This window comes from Paenibacillus agricola (assembly GCF_011440305.1).
In the GTDB taxonomy this organism is placed as follows: Bacteria; Bacillota; Bacilli; order Paenibacillales; family NBRC-103111; genus Paenibacillus_S; species Paenibacillus_S agricola.
In genome coordinates this window covers 313524-332151 of sequence record NZ_JAAOIW010000001.1, presented here as the reverse complement: position 1 = coordinate 332151, position 18628 = coordinate 313524, and the positions used below count along the sequence as shown (strand labels likewise).

General features: G+C 46.4%; 15 protein-coding genes. 11 read left to right on the top strand and 4 right to left on the bottom strand.

Annotation, left to right across the window (positions count from 1 at the left end; all coding sequences use genetic code 11):
• Positions 1–95: 95 nt before the first annotated feature.
• The gene (locus tag G9U52_RS01605) at positions 96–761 is read right to left on the bottom strand and encodes a DUF1054 domain-containing protein (RefSeq protein WP_311764789.1); all 666 of its coding nucleotides are present in this window, start codon (positions 759–761) and stop codon (positions 96–98) included.
• Positions 762–983: 222 nt separating this feature from the next.
• Here G9U52_RS01605 and G9U52_RS01600 point away from each other — a divergent pair, with 222 nt between their 5' ends.
• From G9U52_RS01600 to G9U52_RS01565, 8 genes are all read left to right on the top strand, one after another.
• Complete coding sequence (locus G9U52_RS01600) at positions 984–1940, top strand: ABC transporter permease (protein ID WP_166145169.1); 957 nt, start codon at positions 984–986, stop codon at positions 1938–1940.
• A 15-nt stretch (positions 1941–1955) separates the two neighbouring features.
• Positions 1956–2837 carry a carbohydrate ABC transporter permease gene (locus G9U52_RS01595; protein WP_166145167.1) on the top strand — a complete coding sequence of 294 codons (882 nt, stop codon included), beginning with the start codon at positions 1956–1958 and terminating at the stop codon, positions 2835–2837.
• A 165-nt stretch (positions 2838–3002) separates the two neighbouring features.
• Complete coding sequence (locus G9U52_RS01590) at positions 3003–4559, top strand: type 2 periplasmic-binding domain-containing protein (RefSeq protein ID WP_166145164.1); 1557 nt, start codon at positions 3003–3005, stop codon at positions 4557–4559.
• Positions 4560–4648: 89 nt separating this feature from the next.
• Positions 4649–5683 carry a response regulator transcription factor gene (locus tag G9U52_RS01585; RefSeq protein WP_166145161.1) on the top strand — a complete coding sequence of 345 codons (1035 nt, stop codon included), beginning with the start codon at positions 4649–4651 and terminating at the stop codon, positions 5681–5683.
• On the top strand, positions 5683–7542 hold the full coding sequence (locus G9U52_RS01580) for a cache domain-containing sensor histidine kinase (RefSeq protein ID WP_207952743.1): 1860 nt from the start codon (positions 5683–5685) through the stop codon (positions 7540–7542). The genes G9U52_RS01585 and G9U52_RS01580 overlap by 1 nt, the downstream gene beginning before the upstream one ends.
• Positions 7543–7548: 6 nt before the next feature.
• Positions 7549–8313, top strand: a complete 765-nt coding sequence (locus tag G9U52_RS01575) for an SDR family NAD(P)-dependent oxidoreductase (RefSeq protein WP_166146622.1) — start codon at positions 7549–7551, stop codon at positions 8311–8313.
• Positions 8310–10415, top strand: coding sequence for a heparinase II/III domain-containing protein (locus G9U52_RS01570; RefSeq protein ID WP_166145158.1), 2106 nt, complete (start codon positions 8310–8312; stop codon positions 10413–10415). Before G9U52_RS01575 ends, G9U52_RS01570 begins: the two co-directional genes overlap by 4 nt.
• 66 nt (positions 10416–10481) lie before the next feature.
• A complete protein-coding gene (locus G9U52_RS01565) occupies positions 10482–12776 on the top strand; it encodes a heparinase II/III domain-containing protein (protein WP_166145156.1) in 2295 nt (764 codons plus the stop codon).
• Positions 12777–12898: 122 nt separating this feature from the next.
• Here G9U52_RS01565 and G9U52_RS01560 read toward each other — a convergent pair whose 3' ends face one another.
• Genes G9U52_RS01560 through G9U52_RS01550 form a run of 3 tightly spaced genes read right to left on the bottom strand, consistent with a single transcriptional unit; the run spans position 12899 to position 15536 of the window.
• Positions 12899–13963, bottom strand: coding sequence for an ABC transporter substrate-binding protein (locus G9U52_RS01560; protein WP_166145153.1), 1065 nt, complete (start codon positions 13961–13963; stop codon positions 12899–12901).
• Positions 13964–13999: 36 nt separating this feature from the next.
• Positions 14000–14764, bottom strand: a complete 765-nt coding sequence (locus tag G9U52_RS01555) for an ABC transporter permease (protein ID WP_207952741.1) — start codon at positions 14762–14764, stop codon at positions 14000–14002.
• The gene (locus tag G9U52_RS01550) at positions 14697–15536 is read right to left on the bottom strand and encodes an ABC transporter ATP-binding protein (RefSeq protein WP_166145150.1); all 840 of its coding nucleotides are present in this window, start codon (positions 15534–15536) and stop codon (positions 14697–14699) included. The genes G9U52_RS01555 and G9U52_RS01550 overlap by 68 nt, the downstream gene beginning before the upstream one ends.
• Positions 15537–15727: 191 nt before the next feature.
• Between G9U52_RS01550 and G9U52_RS01545 the strand changes: the two genes are divergently transcribed.
• The 3 genes from G9U52_RS01545 (at position 15728) to G9U52_RS01535 (ending at position 18628) form a co-directional block, all read left to right on the top strand.
• A complete protein-coding gene (locus tag G9U52_RS01545; protein ID WP_166145147.1) occupies positions 15728–16702 on the top strand; it encodes a hypothetical protein in 975 nt (324 codons plus the stop codon).
• A 176-nt stretch (positions 16703–16878) separates the two neighbouring features.
• Positions 16879–17475, top strand: coding sequence for a YkzI domain-containing protein (locus tag G9U52_RS01540; RefSeq protein WP_166145144.1), 597 nt, complete (start codon positions 16879–16881; stop codon positions 17473–17475).
• Between the two features lie 142 nt (positions 17476–17617).
• A complete protein-coding gene (locus G9U52_RS01535; protein WP_166145141.1) occupies positions 17618–18628 on the top strand; it encodes a LacI family DNA-binding transcriptional regulator in 1011 nt (336 codons plus the stop codon).

The window sequence follows — 18628 nt, the reverse complement described above, 5'->3', positions numbered from 1 at the left end:
GAATGATCGATTGGGAAAACCAAATCATCGATTTTATCTATCTCTAGCTTGCCCAAGTAGCCTTAAAATAACTTTAAAGGAACCTTAGTGTAAGATTAATTTTTGCTAGAAGGTTGGGCAGCATTACGAGCCATGGTATATAAAGGCATCAAGGTTGCGAACGTATCTTTGACAAATTCAGCAAACTTTGGCCCGTCAGCTAAGATGGGATTATCGTAGGAAAGGTTGTGGCCCACCAGCAGCTCCACCTTTTTGATGTCGCGGAATTTTTCCAAGGCTACCTGCAAATCCTGCACATTTATGCCTTTAAAAGAAACATTGTCCTTTTTCATATGGTCAAAAGATAGTACATAGTCCTTGGGGATGATTCCGCGGATTGTTTTTATATGTTTTAAATAGGTATCGGCTATCGCCTTTTTGTTGGGAAGCTCATAGATCAGTGCTAGCCAAATAAACACACGGTCGTCAAATAACCCAACCTGAAAATGAGGATGCTGTTTATAGCCGCGCTTATCATGCCCAATCGCCATCCAAGTATCTACAGGTGCATTCACCTTGCGTCTTGCGTGCTTGGCAATATGAAGAAACATCGGATCACCAGCAAGAACGGAAACTTCGTCCCGGAGGGGTTCGCCGAGTGCTTTGAATTTGGGTTGAATCTGCGTTTGGATTCCTTCCATACGGCCTTCAAGGCCGGGAATCGAGAACACATCAAAGTCGGATTGGGTAAAGCCTGTAAACGTCATTAATAAAACCTCCATCAACGGTTGCTTAAGTAAATTGAGCTGCTTGTCCATTCGATATGAATAACAAATACTATAGCATAGCCAGCGAACAAATGGGAACGAGCGACCTAAAAAAAACACAAATACGTCTAAAAGCAAGCCATTGTAAGGCAGGGGTGTAGCGGCTAGTATAAAGGAGTGGCAAGATAACGCTTCCATAACAATTAAAATGAGACTACGGAGTGGAGGAGGACAAGTATGGCACGGGCTAAAATTCAAGCAGCTGATTCGATCAGCCATCGCAGCGCTACCAACAGCCTTTGGAAATATATATGGAAATACAGGGTGTTGTACTTCCTGACGATTCCGGGCATTGTGTATTACCTTTTGTTCAAGTATGTCCCATTGGCCGCATCCTTTATTGCTTTTAAGGACTACAACATCTTTAAAGGGGTGTTCGGCAGCCCTTGGGTGGGGCTGAAGCATTTCGAGCGGATGTTCGAGCATGCCGATTTCTTGCGGATCTTGAAAAACACCTTTATTCTCGGCGGCCTGGATATATTGATCGCCTTTCCGGCACCAATACTTGCTGCCCTGCTGCTCAATGAATTAAGGCTGGTGCTTTTCAAGCGGGTGGTGCAAACCATCATCTATATGCCGCATTTTTTATCCTGGGTCATTATCGGCGGGATTGCCGTTGGTATCCTCTCGCCATCCACAGGGATTGTCAACCAGTTTATTAAATGGCTGGGCTTTGAGCCGATTTACTTTCTGGCTGAAAACTCGATGATCCGTTCGATATTTGTCACCACAGGCGTTTGGAAGGAAGTGGGCTGGGGGACGATTATTTACTTGGCGGCGCTTACGGGCATTAACCCCGATATGTACGAGGCCTCCGAAATCGATGGTGCGAACCGCTGGCAGCAAACGTTATCGATTACGATACCGGCCCTGTTGCCGACGATTACGATCCTGTTCCTGCTCAAAATTGGCGAGTTCCTCGACTATGGCTTTGAACGGGTCTGGGTGCTGATCAATCCGCTCACCTATGAGAATGGCGAAATCCTGGATACGTATATTTACCGTGCCGGCCTTTTGCAGCAGGAATATAGCTATACAACAGCAGTGGGCTTGTTTAAATCGGTTGTGGGTTTAGTCATGCTGTATGTAGCGAACAAGCTTAGTAAAAAAGCAACAGGCGAAAGCTTGTATTAAAGGGGGCAGGAAACCATGAAGCATAGGGTAACAACCGGTATGCGAATATTTAACATAGGCAATATCATCTTGCTGGCGGCTCTTGCGATGACGATGTTCCTGCCTTACTTGAACATCCTCGCCCAGTCCTTCAGCAGCTCCAAAGCGATTACCAATGGATTAGTCGCTTTATGGCCGGTCGATTTTACGTGGATCAATTATAAATACGTTTTCCAGGACCCCACGATTTGGCGTGCTTTTTTGGTCAGCGTCATTGTGACGGTAGGCGGAACCGCGATTAACCTGGTCATGACCTCTTCACTGGCCTATCCCTTGTCCCGGCAAGAATATGTGGGCCGGAAATATATCATGATGATGATTTTGTTTACGATGATTTTCTCGGCTCCGCTGATTCCCGTGTTTATTTTGATCAAATCACTGGGTTTAATGAATTCACTGTGGGCATTAGTGGTTCCCAGTGCGATCAGTGCCTTTAATTTTTTCATTATGCGTTCCTTCTTTATGAACATTCCTACCGAATTAATCGATTCCTCCCGGATTGATGGCTGCGGGGAGCTGGGCATCCTTTGGAAAATCGTCGTTCCATTGTCAAAGCCAGCGATGGCGACGATGGGGATTTATTACGCGGTGTACCATTGGAACTCGTATACAAGCGCCCTGTATTATTTGAACGACCGTAACCTGTACCCTTTGCAGATCAAGCTCCGCCAAATGATTGATACGGATACAGTGAGCATGGACCCCAACTCCGCGATGTTTTCGGAGATGCTGAATGTATCGCCAGAAGGCATCAAGATGGCCACCGTCTTTATCGCGACGATCCCGATCCTGATGGTCTACCCGTTCCTGCAAAAATATTTTGTTAAGGGAATGATGATTGGATCGGTCAAGACCTAAAAAAAACACGAATATACTCAAAAATCTAAAGAAAAGACAAGGGCATACAAATTTATTCCATTGTTGCAGCCAAACGATCTGCCTATAATAAGGTTGTGGGACTGAAAGCGCTTTTATTGGTAGGCTTTCGTACTATATAGACAAACATGCGAAATGAGGGGTACTATGAAAAAGTGGATGACAGGCACAATAGCAGCTACACTGGCAATTGGTGTTGCAGGCTGTAGTACAGGCAACGTCACAGAAGCACCTAAAGCCGGGAATAACGCGGCAGCAACCCAGCAAGGACCTACCAAATTCACCATGTCCATGCGTACATTGAACTTCGATTATGTTGAGAAGCATGCGAACATCAATGAGGATAAATGGGTTAAGGAGCTTGAAAAAAAGACTAACACCGATATCGACATCAAGCTGGTTCCCCATAAAGATTTTGAGCAAAAAATGGTACAAATGTTTGCTACCAATGATATTCCTGAGGTGGTACAGGCAGGTGCAGGAACCAGCGGAAAAGAGCTGGCTGGCTCTGTGCAGGCAGGGGTTTTCCTGGAGCTTAATGATCTAATCAAGCAGCATGCACCAAATCTATTAAAGGTAATCCCGCAGGCTGCTTGGGATGAAGTGACCTTAAACGGAAAAATTTATGCTATTCCTGAATTTATATCCCAGCCTTCCCGCCGTGCGACTTGGGTGCGTGAAGACCTGATGGTCAAAGCTGGTATTACTAAGGATCCGAAAACGGTTGAAGAATATATGGAAATGCTGCGTGCTTTCAAAAAGCTGGGTGTGGAGCATCCGTTTATGGGACGCCAGGATTTCAAATATGCCGATATATTTTTTGGGGCTTATGATGTGTATCCGTATACAAGCCAATTCGAGGTTGTTGACGGTAAGGTTCAACCTAAGTTTATGGATGCGGACAATATGCAAAAAGCACTGCAAACGTACAAAACGATGTTTGATGAAGGCTTAATCAGCAAAGAATTTGCTACGATCAACCCGACAAATTTCAAGAATATCATTCTTGCTGGAAAAGCAGGAATGTGGGAAATGAATGCCCAGGAATTGATCCAATGGGAGACTCAGCTGAAACAATCCGTACCTGAGGCCAAAATTAAAATTATTCAATCTCCTACTGGCACGGATGGCAAAGGGGGAGGTTATCTGTATTCCTCTGGTGCACGCGCCTACTTTATTAATTCCAAGACCGATAAGGAGAAAATTCCGGGTATCCTTAAATTTTTCGATTGGCAGGTAACAGAAGAAGCGGATAAATGGTTCGATTTGACCTTGCCGTTAGAGCCTAAAACCGATCTTGAGGTTGCAGAGCAACGTTACTTAAGCGGATTCCTGCACATGGTCAAGGATGATGCTTTCCGCAAGCAAATCCTGAACGCTACGCCTGAAGGGCAGAGCCTGCTGAAGGTACTTGAAACTGTTCTTCCAACTGAGGGGCGTGGTGGACTTGAATTTGATCCAACGCTGGATGCTATGCAGAAAAACCCGGATGTCACACCGCTTTCCGATGTTCCTCCTCCACTATTGATTACCCATATGGTGAAGATGGTATATGGTAAAGAACCGATATCCGATTGGCCTAAAGCAATTGAAGAGTGGAAAGCTAAGGGTGGTAATGATATCTTGAAAGAAGCTAATGAACGTTACCAGAAGAAAACGGGTTATAAATTAAGGGGCGCTGATGCGCAAAAATGGAAGCAATAATAAAATTATAGTGTTAGCCACTCCTCCCTGCGAGAAATCGCGGGGAGTGGCTTTCTAAGCATAAATAGGGTTGTGAGGAGAGTGCCGGCATGCTTCGCATACTTGTCGTCGATGACGAACCGATGATCCGCAAAGGTCTTACAGCGCTCGTCCAGAAGTCAGGGCTTTCGGAATTTCATATTCGTACAGCGGCAAACGGTGAGGCTGCACTTGAACTGATCCGGGAGGAAACACCCGACATCCTGTTTACGGACATTCGAATGCCTGTGACGGACGGCTTGGCATTAAGCCGGGCTGTCCAAGCCTCGGGCTTGGATATTGATATTGTCGTAATTTCCGGATTTAATGACTTTGAATATGCAAGGCAATGCATGGCGCTTGGGGTGAAGGATTATTTGCTAAAGCCCGTTGTGAAAAATGCACTGCATGAGGTGCTGGAGAAGCTTATTGCGGCACGCAAGCAACGAGCGGGAGCCCATGTGTCTGCTGCAACTCTGGAACAATGGTCAGAGCGGTTAGAACAAGCCGTCTGGAACCTGCGGCAGAAGGAGATAGCTGAATGGATGCAAGGGTGGAGAGCCTATTGCCTGGAGCGGTCGCTCAACGCGGTAAGCATGCGGGAGCTGCTGTCCGACCTAATGGAAATGCTCATTATCAAGCTTAATAATCGCGGGGTCCACAGCTTTGAAGCCACTGTGCCACTTGTTGTTCATGAGGATCCCGAGCTTGCGCTCGCTTCGTTTGAGGAGCATATCCAGCTACTTTTGGATGCGCTGAAGCAAAAGCGCAAGGGGCGTGTTAAAGATCCGATGGAGGAAGCGAAAAAGTATATTGAAACCCATTTATCGCGTGAAATTTCCTTGGAGGAGGTTGCTGACCAATTGGGGCTGAATGCTTCTTATTTCAGCCAGCTGTTTAAGCAAATGACGGGGGAAACTTTCGTGCAGTACCGGATCCGCAAAAGGATGGACAAAGCGAAAAAGCTATTGGAACAGCCGCATTACAAAATTATTGATATTTCGTATGAAGTGGGATATGCGGATCATCCGCATTTTACGAAAACGTTCAAAAAATTTACCGGCTTATCCCCTTCGGAATATCGGGACAAGCTTGGGATCAAATAATGCGTAAAAGCCTAGCGCGGCAAATTTTTATTTATTTTGTCATCGTCATTGTGCTTCCACTGGGCACGGTCAGTTTGTTCTCGTATTACCAATCCTCCTCTGCCCTTGATGAGCAGGCAGAAAAGCTGGTTTCGCAGATTATTGCCACCTCGCTGTCCCAAACGGACAATTATTTGCGGAGATATGAGCGGGCCAGCAATTCGATATTATCCAATAATGAGATTAAATCGTTTTTGGATATGAATCCCGAGGATAGCTATGGTTTTTTTGAATTTAGAAATGATATCCAAAAAGAAGTGTTTGGTCCCACATTTATTCTCTATAACGAAATTAATGTGATTTATATACTTGGGGAGCATGGCAGAATGATTATCGACGATAATCAAAGCCCTGCGTTACTACGGGATTTTAACACGAAGGAAAAGCTAGAGCATTTCAAAAGGACATTGCCTGAAAATGGAGAAATTGCGATTTTGAAGGAAAGCTTAAGGGACTCTGCTGCCGAAGGGGTATTCACTATTGCCCGTTGGATTCGCGGTAGAACCTCCTATGAGCCCAAGGGCGTGCTTGCGATGGAGATCAAGGCAGAGGAGCTAGCGCAGATTTGGAAGGATGCGGACCTCGGGATTAGCGGCACCTTCTTTATTCTCGATTCGAATGGCGTATTAATTTACCGTCCCCCAGGGCTACAGTCCAATGGGCAGCTTAACCCTGAGCTGACGGCCAAGCTGTTGGAAAGTGATGTGACTACGCTTGTAGATACGATGAATAATGAGCCTCATTTATTCGTCTCCCGCGAGTCCGCTTATTCGGGCTGGCGTGTTGTCGTATCCCTACCACTTCGCGAAATGCGCCAGCCGATTGCAACACTACGAACCACCACAATTGCTGTCGGGCTGATAACGCTCATGCTTGCTTTGGTGCTAGCTGCCCGTTTTGGCCGGTCGATCGTTAAACCTATTTTGACTCTTAAAGAGGGCATGCGGGAAACCCAAAAAGGAAATTGGCAACATATTACGACCGACTCGCAACGTGAGGATGAAATTGGCGGCTTGCTGCACAGCTATAATACGATGGTAACACGGCTCTCTGAGATGATTGCCAAAGTATATGAGTCGGAGCTTGAGAAGCAGAAGGTAGCTTTGGAGCTTCGCAACATCGTGATCGAAAGACAGAAGGCAGAGTTCCAAGCTCTACAGCTGCAGATCAATCCGCATTTTTTGTATAACACGCTCCAAACTATTAACGCGTATGCAATTGTTCAAAATTCGGATGAGATCACGGAAATGGTTGAGGCGATGGCATTTATGCTGAGATATTCGATCCAGACCAATCTGGAGGAAATCACAGTCGCCAATGAGCTTAACCATGTGCTTAATTACATGACGATACTTAAGCATCGCATCGCACATGAGTTTGAACTGGATGTTATTGTCCCACCATCCTTGCTGCTTGAGAAAATGGTGCGCCTGACACTTCAGCCGCTGATTGAAAATGTATTTCAGCATGCTTTTCCACGCGGGCTGGAGGAGCGACACTATATCCGCATTGATGCACTTGAAGACAACGGTCTGTTCTTGTTTGTGGTTGAGGACAATGGCGTTGGAATGACTCCAGAAGGCTTGGAGCAGCTGCGCGATAAGCTAAGCCGGAACCGGCTGGCAGAGCCAACAGATGGTGTGCCAAGCAGGGGCGGCGGTATCGGCTTGATGAATGTCCACAGACGCATCCAAATGGTGTTTGGGGAGCAGTATGGATTATTTGTCGATAGCGAGGAAGGCTTAGGCACCAAAATAACGATGTGTATGCCCAAAACAGACCGTAAAAGCAATATATATAATCGTGAAGGAGAGAATTAACATATGATTACTATTAATTTGACCCATAAAATTGCGCTAGTAACCGGAGGAAATAATGGGATCGGACTGGCTATATCCGAAACATTGGCAAAGGCGGGGGCTAAGGTTGCAATTAACTATTTGAAGGATAAAGAAGCAGCAGCACGGGCAGTCGAAAGTATTCGCGCCGCAGGAGGTGTGGCAGAAGCCTTTCAGGCCGATGTTACGGATTTGCAGCAAATTGATCAAATGCTTGCAGAGGTCCGCGAGAAATTGGGACCAATCGATATTCTCGTTAACAATGCGGGGCATATGATTAAGCGTTTACCCAATATGGAGATGGATGAAGAGCATTATGGAAAAGTGATGGATGTTAACTTCAAATCCTGCGTTTTTGTGTCCAAAGCAGCAACATCTGATATGATCGCGGCGGGCGGAGGCGCTATTGTTAATGTTTCCTCCGTGGCTGCACATAATGGAGGAGGCCCGGGAGCTTCCGTGTACGCAGCAAGCAAAGCGGCGATGATCTCGTACAGCAAAGGGTTTGCGAAAGAGGTTGCCAAGCATGGCATTCGCGTTAATTGTCTATCTCCGGGCTTTATTGGACAAACAGCCTTCCATGCTACTTTTACTACAGATGCTGCACGTGAGTCAACTATTAGCTCGATTCCGCTTGGCCGTGAAGGCACACCGCAGGATGTAGCCGATAGTGTGCTATTTTTCGTCTCTGATTTGTCAGCTTACCTGACTGGAGAGACTATAGAAATTAATGGCGGGATGTTTATGAAATGATGAATATTCGGGAAAAAATTACAGGCACTAGCTGGGCACAAACACTACTGGATGAACTGCGAGAAGAGCTAGATGTCTTATCAGCAGCGGAGGGCTTCCAAATCCCGGTTGAACCGGGTGGCTGGTGGCATCAATACGTCTGCCCAGAGCATCATACGGAGCTGCTGTTCGACCCGCTGGAAGCAGACGCCATGCAGTATAAATGCCCTCACGGATGCGTGCTGTCGGGCGAGCCTTACCGCGGTGCGTGGCTGGTGTACAAGCACCAGTCGCTCGCTAGATATGCGCTGCAAGCGGCAGCGGTGTATTCAGGCACGGGCGAGGCTAGCTACGCGGAGCTAGCCCGTACGATACTGGAGCGTTATGCGCGCCAGTTTCCGTTATACCCGATCCATCCGGATGCGCAAGGCTGGATGCTGAAGGGACGCGCGTTCCATCAAGCCCTATCCGAAGCGATTTGGGCGACGACGCTGATCCGCGCCTATTTATTGCTTAAAGATGAAGGGCTCGATTTTAAAAGTGCTGTGCAGCCGTTGGCTGTGTTCTTTGATATGCTGGAAACGAGTATGGCCCAATATCGGCAAATTTTAATTTTTGAACGCAAAAGCCCTCAAAACAATTATACAGCTTGGCTGAACGCCGCACTTGCAGGTGTGTATGCGGCAACCGGCGAGCGCAGCAAGCTTGAGGCGTTGATTTCCGGAGAGGGCGGTCTCCGCCATCATTTATCAATTGGGGTGAAGCCGGATCAATTCGAGTTCGAAGGTAGCACGTATTATCACGTGTTCGTCCTGCGGGCCTATTTAATCATGGGCGAAATGGCGGAGCGATTAGGCTTTGATATGAAAACCATGAAGGGTGAGGAGGGGCAAACCTTCGAGGGCATGCTCGATATACTTGCGGAGCTGGCCAATGACTCCGGGTATCTTCCGGCACTTCATGACGGACCTTATCAAAGGCTTGCTTATGCACGCGAAATTGCCGAAATTTTCGAGATTGGCCTCGCCCATTATGGCAAAGCCGAACATGTCCCTGTGCTTGCTGAAGCTTATCGCCAGATCGGCTCGGAGCAGGCATCCAGCCAAGATGAATTTACGCCAAAAGCAGCAGGCTGGAGGAATTCGCTGGAAGCGCTGGTGTTTGGCATTGGTGATACGTTGCCTAGCTCCGAATTGCCGCCGCGGCCTTCGCTTTGGCTGCCGGATTCCGGCTTTGCCGTCGGGCGGGTCAACGGAAATCGGCTTTCTTTCCTTGCCGATTTTGGCGCCCATGGCGGATCACATGGCCATTATGACAAGCTCCATGTCAGCCTGGAGCACGCAATCGGCGGCTCTCTAAGCCCCGAGCTAGGCATGGTGCCCTATGGCTCAGCGCTGCGTAAAAGCTGGTATGCGGGGACATCCAGCCATAATACAGTATCGGTAAACGGTCAGTCCCAGCTTGAGACGACGGGTGAAGCAGTCCAATGGTCGGCTTCGGACAAAGCTGTTTATTTATGGATGCGCGCGAATGATGCTTACCCTGGCTGTGTCTTGCAGCGCCATCTATTCCAAACCGATGCCTTTATTCTCGATTGGTTTGATGTAGTGCTTGAAAGCGAAGCCACTGCTATAGATTGGTGGTATCATGGGCTTGGCTCCTTTAAGCTTTCCATAGGGGAATGGGAGGGTATCACCCATAGTGATAAGCCTTCAGGACAGTCTGCGGGTTATGAATATATAGATGCTCATGGAAAAGTAGCGGGAGACAGAAGACCTGGGGCCTTGTTGCTTGAACAGCAGCTGCCAACAGGAATCAATTCATCCATTCAGCTATGGCTGCATGCCAATTCGAACGTCTATCACGTGGATGCACCAGGTCCTGCTGACAATCCCGCACAACGTATGAAGGGTCTCTTACATCGGATCGAAGGTACAAAAGCTACCTTTATTGCGCTATACCACGCAGGGGAGCAGCCGGTAGAGCTTCGCTTTGCAACTGGTTTACCAGTTGGCGAAGCCCACTATACGAAAGCAGAATTTATCATCGACAGTATCGGAAATAGCTGGAATTGCAGGTATAGCAACGAGCAGGGGCTTAGCTTTACTAAGCACTTAGAATAGCTGGATCTGCTCCAGGCTTTGTTGCGAAATTTCCAATCATACACAATAAAAAGGAGGCGTGACCCTATGTCTTCATCGTTGTATCAACCGGAGAGCGGCGACTTGACCATTAAATACGAGCCCAATGAAGCAACATGCCTGCAGGAAAATCCGCCGCGTTTTACATGGATGCCAGCACAATTAGAGCATGACACCTACGTTTTGCAAATTTCCTCGATGGAGGATTTCAATGATGAAGCGGTGGAGACCATTCAGCCGGTTCTATACAATTTATACACACCCTCACATACCCTAAAGCCGGGTACGTATTATTGGCGCTATGCATTGTTGCAAGAAGGTGGCGAGCACAGCGAGTGGAGCTGCGTCCGCAGCTTTACAGTGCCTGAGGGATTGCCCTCAACACCACTGCCAGCCGCGAATGAACGTTATCTCTCTGTCGAAGATGCACATCCTCGGCTTTGGCTACAGGCAGATGAGGTAGTGGTGTTTAGGCAGAAGCTGCTGGAAAACAACAGTTATTGTAGCTGGGATGCCTTTATGGAGAAGTCTGTGCTTCCTTGGACGAAGCGAGATTATATCCTGGAGCCGGCGCCATATCCTGATAACAAACGGGTGGCCAAGCTATGGAGGCAGATGTACATGGACTGCCAGGAAGTGCTCTATGCCATTCGCCACCTTTCGATCGCGGGGGTCATATTGGACGATGCCGATTTGCTCGGCAAAGCGAAGCAATGGCTTTTGCGTACAGCGGCCTGGAACCCGGATGGCACGACCTCACGCGATTATAACGATGAAGCAGCCTTTCGCATCGCTGAAGCATTGGCATGGGGCTATGATTGGCTGCATGCTTACCTGAGTGAAGAAGAGCGCTCCTCTGTGCGCGAGGTACTGCTGCATCGGACGCAGCAAGTAGCGTTCCATGTTATGGAGCGATCGAAAATCCATCAAGTGCCTTACGACAGCCACGCGGTTCGCTCGTTGTCCTCGGTATTGACGCCTTGCTGCATTGCCATGCTCCATGAAGAGCCGAAGGCCCACGAATGGCTTGATTATACCATTGAATATTTAGCCACCCTATACTCGCCTTGGGGAGGGAAAGATGGGGGATGGGCGGAGGGGCCGATGTATTGGACGACTGGCATGGCTTTTGTAACAGAAGCGATGAATTTGTTGAACAAGTCGCTCGGCATTAATCTTTATCTTCGACCTTTCTTTCAACATACGGGCGACTTTCCGTTTTATTGCTTCAGCCCCGATACCCTGCGTGCCAGCTTTGGTGACCAATCAACACTCGGAGATCCGGTAAGCTTAAAGACAGGCTTTAATATTCGCCAATTTGCGGGAATTACGGGGAATGGCTATTATCAATGGTATTATGAGCAGGTAAAAGCGATGGATAAAGGCTCGCAAATGAAATTTTATAATTATGGCTGGTGGGATTTTCAATTTGACGAGCTCAAATATTTGCATGATTATCCAGCAGTGGAAGCTAAGGCTCCGACACATATTGAGCCCGTTAAATGGTTCCGCGATATTGGCTGGGTAGCCTTTCATGCGCATATGGACCACCCCGAGGACCATATTATGCTGCTTACCAAAAGTAGCCCCTATGGCTCCATCAGCCATAGCCATGGCGACCAGAATAGCTTGCTGCTGCATGCCTTTGGCGAGCCGCTTGCTATTGAAAGCGGGTACTATATCGCTTTCAATAGTACGATGCATATGAATTGGCGCAGGCAGACGCGATCGACGAATAACATTCTGGTCGATGGCCTGGGCCAATATGCCGGAACCAATAAAGTGCTCAATATGGCGGCTTCAGGTACTGTGGAAGCGGTGGAGACGCATAAAGGCTATACATATTCCCGTTGTAATGCCACTGCTGCCTATCAAGAGCAGGTACCGTATTTACAGCGATATGTAAGAGAGCTTTATTTCATTAACGAATCCTATGTCGTTGTCGTGGACCAGATCGATCTCTCACAGCCAGCACGAATCGATTGGTTGTTCCACACGCGTTACGAGATGAAGCTGGACGGCCAAGCCTTTAAGCTTAGTGGGCGTAAAGCGGATATGGATGGGCGATTTATATACAGCTCATCAGGTGATCTTGAGCTTTCACAGCATAACGAGTTTACAGGTGTGGATATCGCTGAGCTTGAGGGGTTGGATCCGGAGTGGCATTTGACAGCGACCACGCGTTTGGCGCGAAGCCATCGTATCGTAACGCTGCTGGTGCCGCTGCGCAAGGAGCAGCCTAAATATGTATCGTTTTTCATGGATGACCAAGACCATGGCTTGCATATTTATTTTACCGAAGAGGGGATCACGCACAGAGTTGAAGTCTCCAAGGCATACTAAATTTAGCGTACTGATCTAACGCTAAGCTAGCTCCATAACCAACATCAAAAAGCCTCGGCAACCATGGATATCCATGTTGCCGAGGCTTCTATTTTTCAAGCTGTGGGAGGTAATCCCGATGGTTACTTGCCTGCTTTTACTTCTTCTAACAAGCTAAGATCGAGGAACTTGCTAAGATCAAGCTCTTCCTTTTTAATATCCTTAATGTATCCGGCGTCGATGGAAACCTTAGCCATTTCTTCAATCGCTTCCTTGCTAACATCAGTAGTTAAGCTAAAGCGGCCTACTGATGCTTTAATAAGGTTGATCTCCATGCCTTTGCCGCTTAATGCTTTAAGGCGGTTGTTAATAAGCTCATATGATTTATCAGGGTTTTTCTTAATAAAGTCAACCGCTTCTGCATTAGCTTTAACGGCTTGCTTAGCCATTTCGCGGTGATCCTTTAGGAACTTGTCGCTTACAGCAAGCAAAGTTAATGGATAGTTACCATTGTTAGGAGGGATTTTGTCCCAATCCACGATGATTTTGCCTACGCCTTCTTGCTCCATTTGTGTGCCCCATGGTTCAGGAACGAGAGTAGCATCAATCTCTTTTTGGCGCATAGCAACCAAAGTGTCAGCAGGAGCACGGGCGATAATGTTGACACCGGTTTTATCCGTTGTAACCTTAAGATCGTTTTGTTGAAGCAGCAAGCGCAGGGAAATTTCGTTCGTGCTTCCTTTAGTAGGAATCGCTACGGTTTTGCCTAGCAAGTCTTTAGGACTATTGATGCCTGAATCTTTAGCGGCAACCAGTACAGCTCCACCATTAGTAGATCCGGAGACAATGCGGAAGTTTTTGCTTTTAATAAATTGGTTAGTCGCAGGACCCGGTCCTGTGTAGCCAAGGTCGATTTGATCCGTAGCTAAAGCTGTGGAGAAATCGGAGCCGTTATCGAAGCCGACAACTTCGATTTTTACGCTGTCGCCCCAAGCCTTTTGGAACAAGCCTTGCTCAAGTGCAACATAACCGGCTGCATGTGTGACGTTTTTGAAAATCCCGATTCTTACCGTTGAGGCGGTTGGAGCTTTGGTTCCGGCGGCACCACTCGCTGCCGGGGCGGCGGGCTCTTCTTTTTTACCGCAAGCTGACAGTACTAATACCGTTACTATCAAAATTGCGAGTAGTGTAGACAGTTGTTTTTTCATGAATAAACGCTCCCTTTGTTTTTAAAATATCGTTGTTTATTTTTTATTCTCGGCTAAGCCGTAGCGAACCAAAATCGTATCCTCTAACCGTTTGAAGCAGAAGTGGTCAGAGATCGTGCCCAATACTGCTATAATGATAACGACACAAAGCATCAAAGCGGTATCGGATAAGCTGCGTCCATCCTGCAGCAATTGCCCAAGGCCAACGCCCTTGGCGATCAATTCCCCGGATACAAGCGCTCTCCAGGCAAATGCCCAGGCGACACGAACCCCAGTAATCATATGGGGAAATGCGGCAGGAACCATAACCTGATAGAACATTCCAAAGCCATTTCCTGTTCCCATCGTTTTAGCTGCTTTGAGATAAAGCGGCGGAATGTTCATAATGCCGGTTCGGCTGGACATGGCCATCGTCCACGTCGCACCTAGAGTAGTAATAAAGATGACTGAGAAGTCGTTCATCCCAAACCAGATAATGGCGAAGGGTAACCAGGCAATACTTGGAACAGTTTGCAGGGCAACTACCAGAAAGCCTAGGGTATCATCCAAGATGCGATAACGGGCAAATAAGAAGCCGAGCGTTACGCCTACAGAAATGGCGATCACAAATGCGGTTAATAGCCTGCGGATACTTTGGAAAGTAGCCTCCAATAGCTGACCGTGCACAAAGCCATCATAAAAGGCTTGGGCAGTTTGGACAACCGATGGGAATTTCCAGCCCCAATCAAATATTCTAAATCCCGCTTCCCATGCTATCAGAACTACGATTAGAAAGAGAGTCCTTCTTAAGGCTGTACTCATCGCCCATTTCCTCCTTTACCACTTTTTCCAGCTCATCGGCAAGAACATCCATGATGCTGTTTTCAGTATGGCGAAGGACAGGATCTGCTGAATCCCTTGGACGTGCTGCCTGGACATTAAATTCCTTCTTAATCGTGCCTGGCCTTGTAGACATAACAAGCACACGGTCGGAAAGTATAACTGCTTCACGAATGTTGTGTGTAATGAAAAGAATCGTTTTTTTGGTGCGCATCCATATTTCTTCCAGCTCTTTATGTAAAATGAGCCGAGTTTGTTCATCCAAAGCTGCAAAAGGCTCATCCATAAGCAAAATTTCTGGATCCATTGCCAGAGCTCGTGCTATAGCTGCTCTTTGCTTCATGCCGCCTGAAAGCTCATGGGGATAACGGTCTGCGAATCGACTTAAATGCACGGATTTAATTTGCTCCAGTGCCATTTCCTCGCGTTGCTTTTTGGGTATGCCTTTTTGCTTGAGCCCAAACGCGACATTATCGAGAACAGTTAGCCATGGAAACAGCGCATGCTCCTGAAAGACGACAACCCGGTCTGGCCCCGGTGTATTACAAGGTTTACCGTTGACGGTTATGGTACCCTGCTGTGCATGCTCCAAACCGGCTACAAGATTTAAAAGTGTAGATTTCCCACATCCTGATGGTCCGAGCAGCGACAAAAACTCCCCTTTTTTGATCGATAGGGATACGTTATCAATGGCTGTAAAAGTGCCACCGGTCCGTTGGTTAAAGGTTTTACTAACGTTTTTGATTTCGATCACTTGATGCTCACTCCCTCATAACTCCTTGCAGATTAGTTTTCTTTTGAAAGATCAAACTAAATGTATATACCAACTTATTCTATCGGAATTAACTTTTTTGTCAACACAAACTTTATGAAGGATAAAGATGCACTTGCGCCGAAATAGTTGTAAACATTAACTATTAACGATGAGAAAGGTTTGGATATTAGATGAAACCATGGAAACGTATGCTAATTATGGGGACTTTATTGACAACAACCTTTTCGGCAGGCGTGTTCGCTGAGGATGTCCTGCAGCGGGTAGATGCTTATTTGCGCCCGGATTTTAACGTGGTACTGGATGGCAAGCCGGTTCAATTAGAAAGTCCAGCGCTCATATACGGGGGGAATAGCTATTTACCGGTCAAAGAATTAGGTGTTTTATTCGGGGCAACCACAATTTTTAAGGATTCCACAAAAACCATTTTTATTAACAGCCGGATTAATCCCGAGCAACCCGTTGTAGGAATTGACCAAACTATTGAGGAATTCAAGTTCAAAAGCCCTTACTCCATTAAAGTGAATTACTTGGGTGCCGAGTATCCACTAATGCTTGCTTATGTAGACGAGGGTACGAATAATCGCAGCAACCTGATTTATTATCGCCTATCTGATGTGAGAAAAATGGGTATTGATACAGAAGGCCTGAAGCAATCCAAGGAAAAGCTGACGGGTGCCTTATACATAAGTGAGCCTGAAATGAAAAAACGTCTAAAGCAGATGCCAACTCCAATTACTTCGGGGTATCAACGTTATGTGATTGCGGGTGAAGTTAACGCTAACAAGATCAAGGCGTTGAAAGAATATTTGGATTACAATGCAAGCAACAGAATTTCGGACATTCAATTTACGAACGTCCCAATTATGATTGAAAAGCTGGAAACGGAAAATATGTACGAATATTTGCACTACCAAACACGGACGACTTCCAAGTTTAGCATTAGCCATTACATCTCAACAAAATTGATCCTGACCAAAATGGAGGAGAAGGTAGATGATGGCTCTATAGAGGGCTCTGATGGTTATACGATTAATACCTATGGCTCTACAGATTTAGATGATCAGCTAGAACGTGAAATCATCCGCAAGGAAGATGAGGCCCGCAAAGCCAAAGATGAAGAAGCTATCCAGAACGCAAAAAAATAATTCGCAAATAAATAATAAAGCAAGTTGCCAAATCATAGAATTCATAATAGAATATAAATAAGTAACTGAATGTTCTGAATATTCTACCAAAAATCGGATGGTTGGTTCTTTAAAGCCATTCGATAAAGTAGAATGAATTCACAGTGGGTGCCAAGCAAGTATTGGGAGGGATTGCCGTGAGTAAAAGTCATGAAGTGGAGTATTGCAACCTTGAGTTACGATTTGACCGTCGGCTAATCCGTAATTTCATTAAGGCACTCATTCAGGAAGGTTACTCCTTGTACTGGAATGAAAGCGAATTACAGTTTATTGTATCGATCCGAACAGGAAGAAAGCTGGTGAAGCTGAAATTTCAAAGACTGGGAGATCGCTACAAAATAGTCGGGAACTATTCATTCAAGGACGAGAAGCTAGCTGAATTGATGGAGAAAATGATTGGTGATACTCGTGGGCATGCCGTTGTTAAACGCTTTAAAGACCGTCAAATATTAATTGAAAACATTATGTTTGGTGAAGTGATCCGCATGGTAGAAATATCGGGGGTGGAACATAAAGTGTTATTTCAAAAGGAATCCGTTATTACCATTGAAGAGATGATGCAGGCGTTCCGGTCCAAACGTACTGAGGAACGTATTCCCGTTCTTCGTTTAGAGCTTGATTATGAACTAATGACCTTGCAGGATGCCCTTCAGATGAATGACCAAGAGCTGGTAGCAGACAGTAAAGAAAGGTTGTTGGAGCTTAGGCATGAGATGGTACTGCTTGAAATGTAACCCTAACGATTGAGATGGCCTGTGGAACGTACACAGGCTATTTTTCATGCGAGGACATAGCAATATTCGCATATGTAAAACAAAAAAAGTTCGTTGTTAACGTGTGCATCATTATGATATGATAAGCTTTGAGGTGGTAGAATTGAGCGTAACAATCAAAGATATCGCCAAGCTGGCCAATGTTTCCCATACGACGGTTTCCCGTGCATTGAATGACAGTCCGCTGATTAACCCGGAAACGAAGGAGAAAATTAGACTGCTTGCGGCACAGTTACAATACACACCCAATTATAATGCCAAAAGCCTAGTGCTTGATCGATCCTATAATTTGGGCTTGTTTTTTTCAACATTGCATACGGGTACTTCAGCGGTTTTTTTGTATGAAGCCATTAAAGGTGTTAATGATGTCATTCAAGACCGCTATAACCTGATTGTACGAGGGATTGATGATTACACAAGCTTTCACAAGGTAAATCGCAAAAGTTATGATGGCATCATCGTTATGAGCCAAAGCGAAGCGGACCAGCCCTTTATTGAATATGCGGCAGAGCGGGAAATTCCGCTTATTGTACTAAACCGTCAAATCGAGAATGTGCAAGTGATGAATATGGTTCCAGACGATAAACGTGGTGCCTATCTCGTTGTTGAATATTTGATTTCCCAGGGCCATCGGCAAATTGCGATTATCGAAGGGAAAGAAAATTTCAAATCGACACAAGCGCGTCGTGAAGGCTATCGTGAAGCTATGGAGTTCTATCAGGTTCCCTTATGTGTAGATTATAGTCAGCCCGGGAATTATGATCTAGAGAGCGGTTACGCCGCGATGACCCGGCTGCTGCAGCTGAATCCTCGTCCAACCGCTGTATTTTGCTGCAATGATGATATGGCTCTTGGCGCGATTAAGGCAATTACGGAGAAGCAGCTGATAGTGCCTCAGGATATTTCCATCGTTGGATTTGATGACCACATCTACTCCGGATTTATGACACCTGCGCTTACGACGGTTCGCCGACCGATGGAGCAGATCAGCAGAGAAGGTGCGGCCAAGCTGCTTTCTTTTATAGAAACGAAAAAAGTGGAGAAGGAAACGATATTTTTCCATACCGAGCTTGTGATCAGGGATTCCGTAACTAATATTTCAGGAGGCTTATAA

Bases quoted from the DNA above. Each gene is read 5' to 3' on its own strand.
- G9U52_RS01605 (WP_311764789.1), bottom strand. From the start codon at position 761: ATGGAGGTTTTATTAATGACGTTTACAGGCTTTACCCAATCCGACTTT.
- G9U52_RS01600 (WP_166145169.1), top strand. From the start codon at position 984: ATGGCACGGGCTAAAATTCAAGCAGCTGATTCGATCAGCCATCGCAGC.
- G9U52_RS01595 (WP_166145167.1), top strand. From the start codon at position 1,956: ATGAAGCATAGGGTAACAACCGGTATGCGAATATTTAACATAGGCAAT.
- G9U52_RS01590 (WP_166145164.1), top strand. From the start codon at position 3,003: ATGAAAAAGTGGATGACAGGCACAATAGCAGCTACACTGGCAATTGGT.
- G9U52_RS01585 (WP_166145161.1), top strand. From the start codon at position 4,649: ATGCTTCGCATACTTGTCGTCGATGACGAACCGATGATCCGCAAAGGT.
- G9U52_RS01580 (WP_207952743.1), top strand. From the start codon at position 5,683: ATGCGTAAAAGCCTAGCGCGGCAAATTTTTATTTATTTTGTCATCGTC.
- G9U52_RS01570 (WP_166145158.1), top strand. From the start codon at position 8,310: ATGATGAATATTCGGGAAAAAATTACAGGCACTAGCTGGGCACAAACA.
- G9U52_RS01565 (WP_166145156.1), top strand. From the start codon at position 10,482: ATGTCTTCATCGTTGTATCAACCGGAGAGCGGCGACTTGACCATTAAA.
- G9U52_RS01560 (WP_166145153.1), bottom strand. From the start codon at position 13,963: ATGAAAAAACAACTGTCTACACTACTCGCAATTTTGATAGTAACGGTA.
- G9U52_RS01555 (WP_207952741.1), bottom strand. From the start codon at position 14,764: ATGAGTACAGCCTTAAGAAGGACTCTCTTTCTAATCGTAGTTCTGATA.
- G9U52_RS01545 (WP_166145147.1), top strand. From the start codon at position 15,728: ATGAAACCATGGAAACGTATGCTAATTATGGGGACTTTATTGACAACA.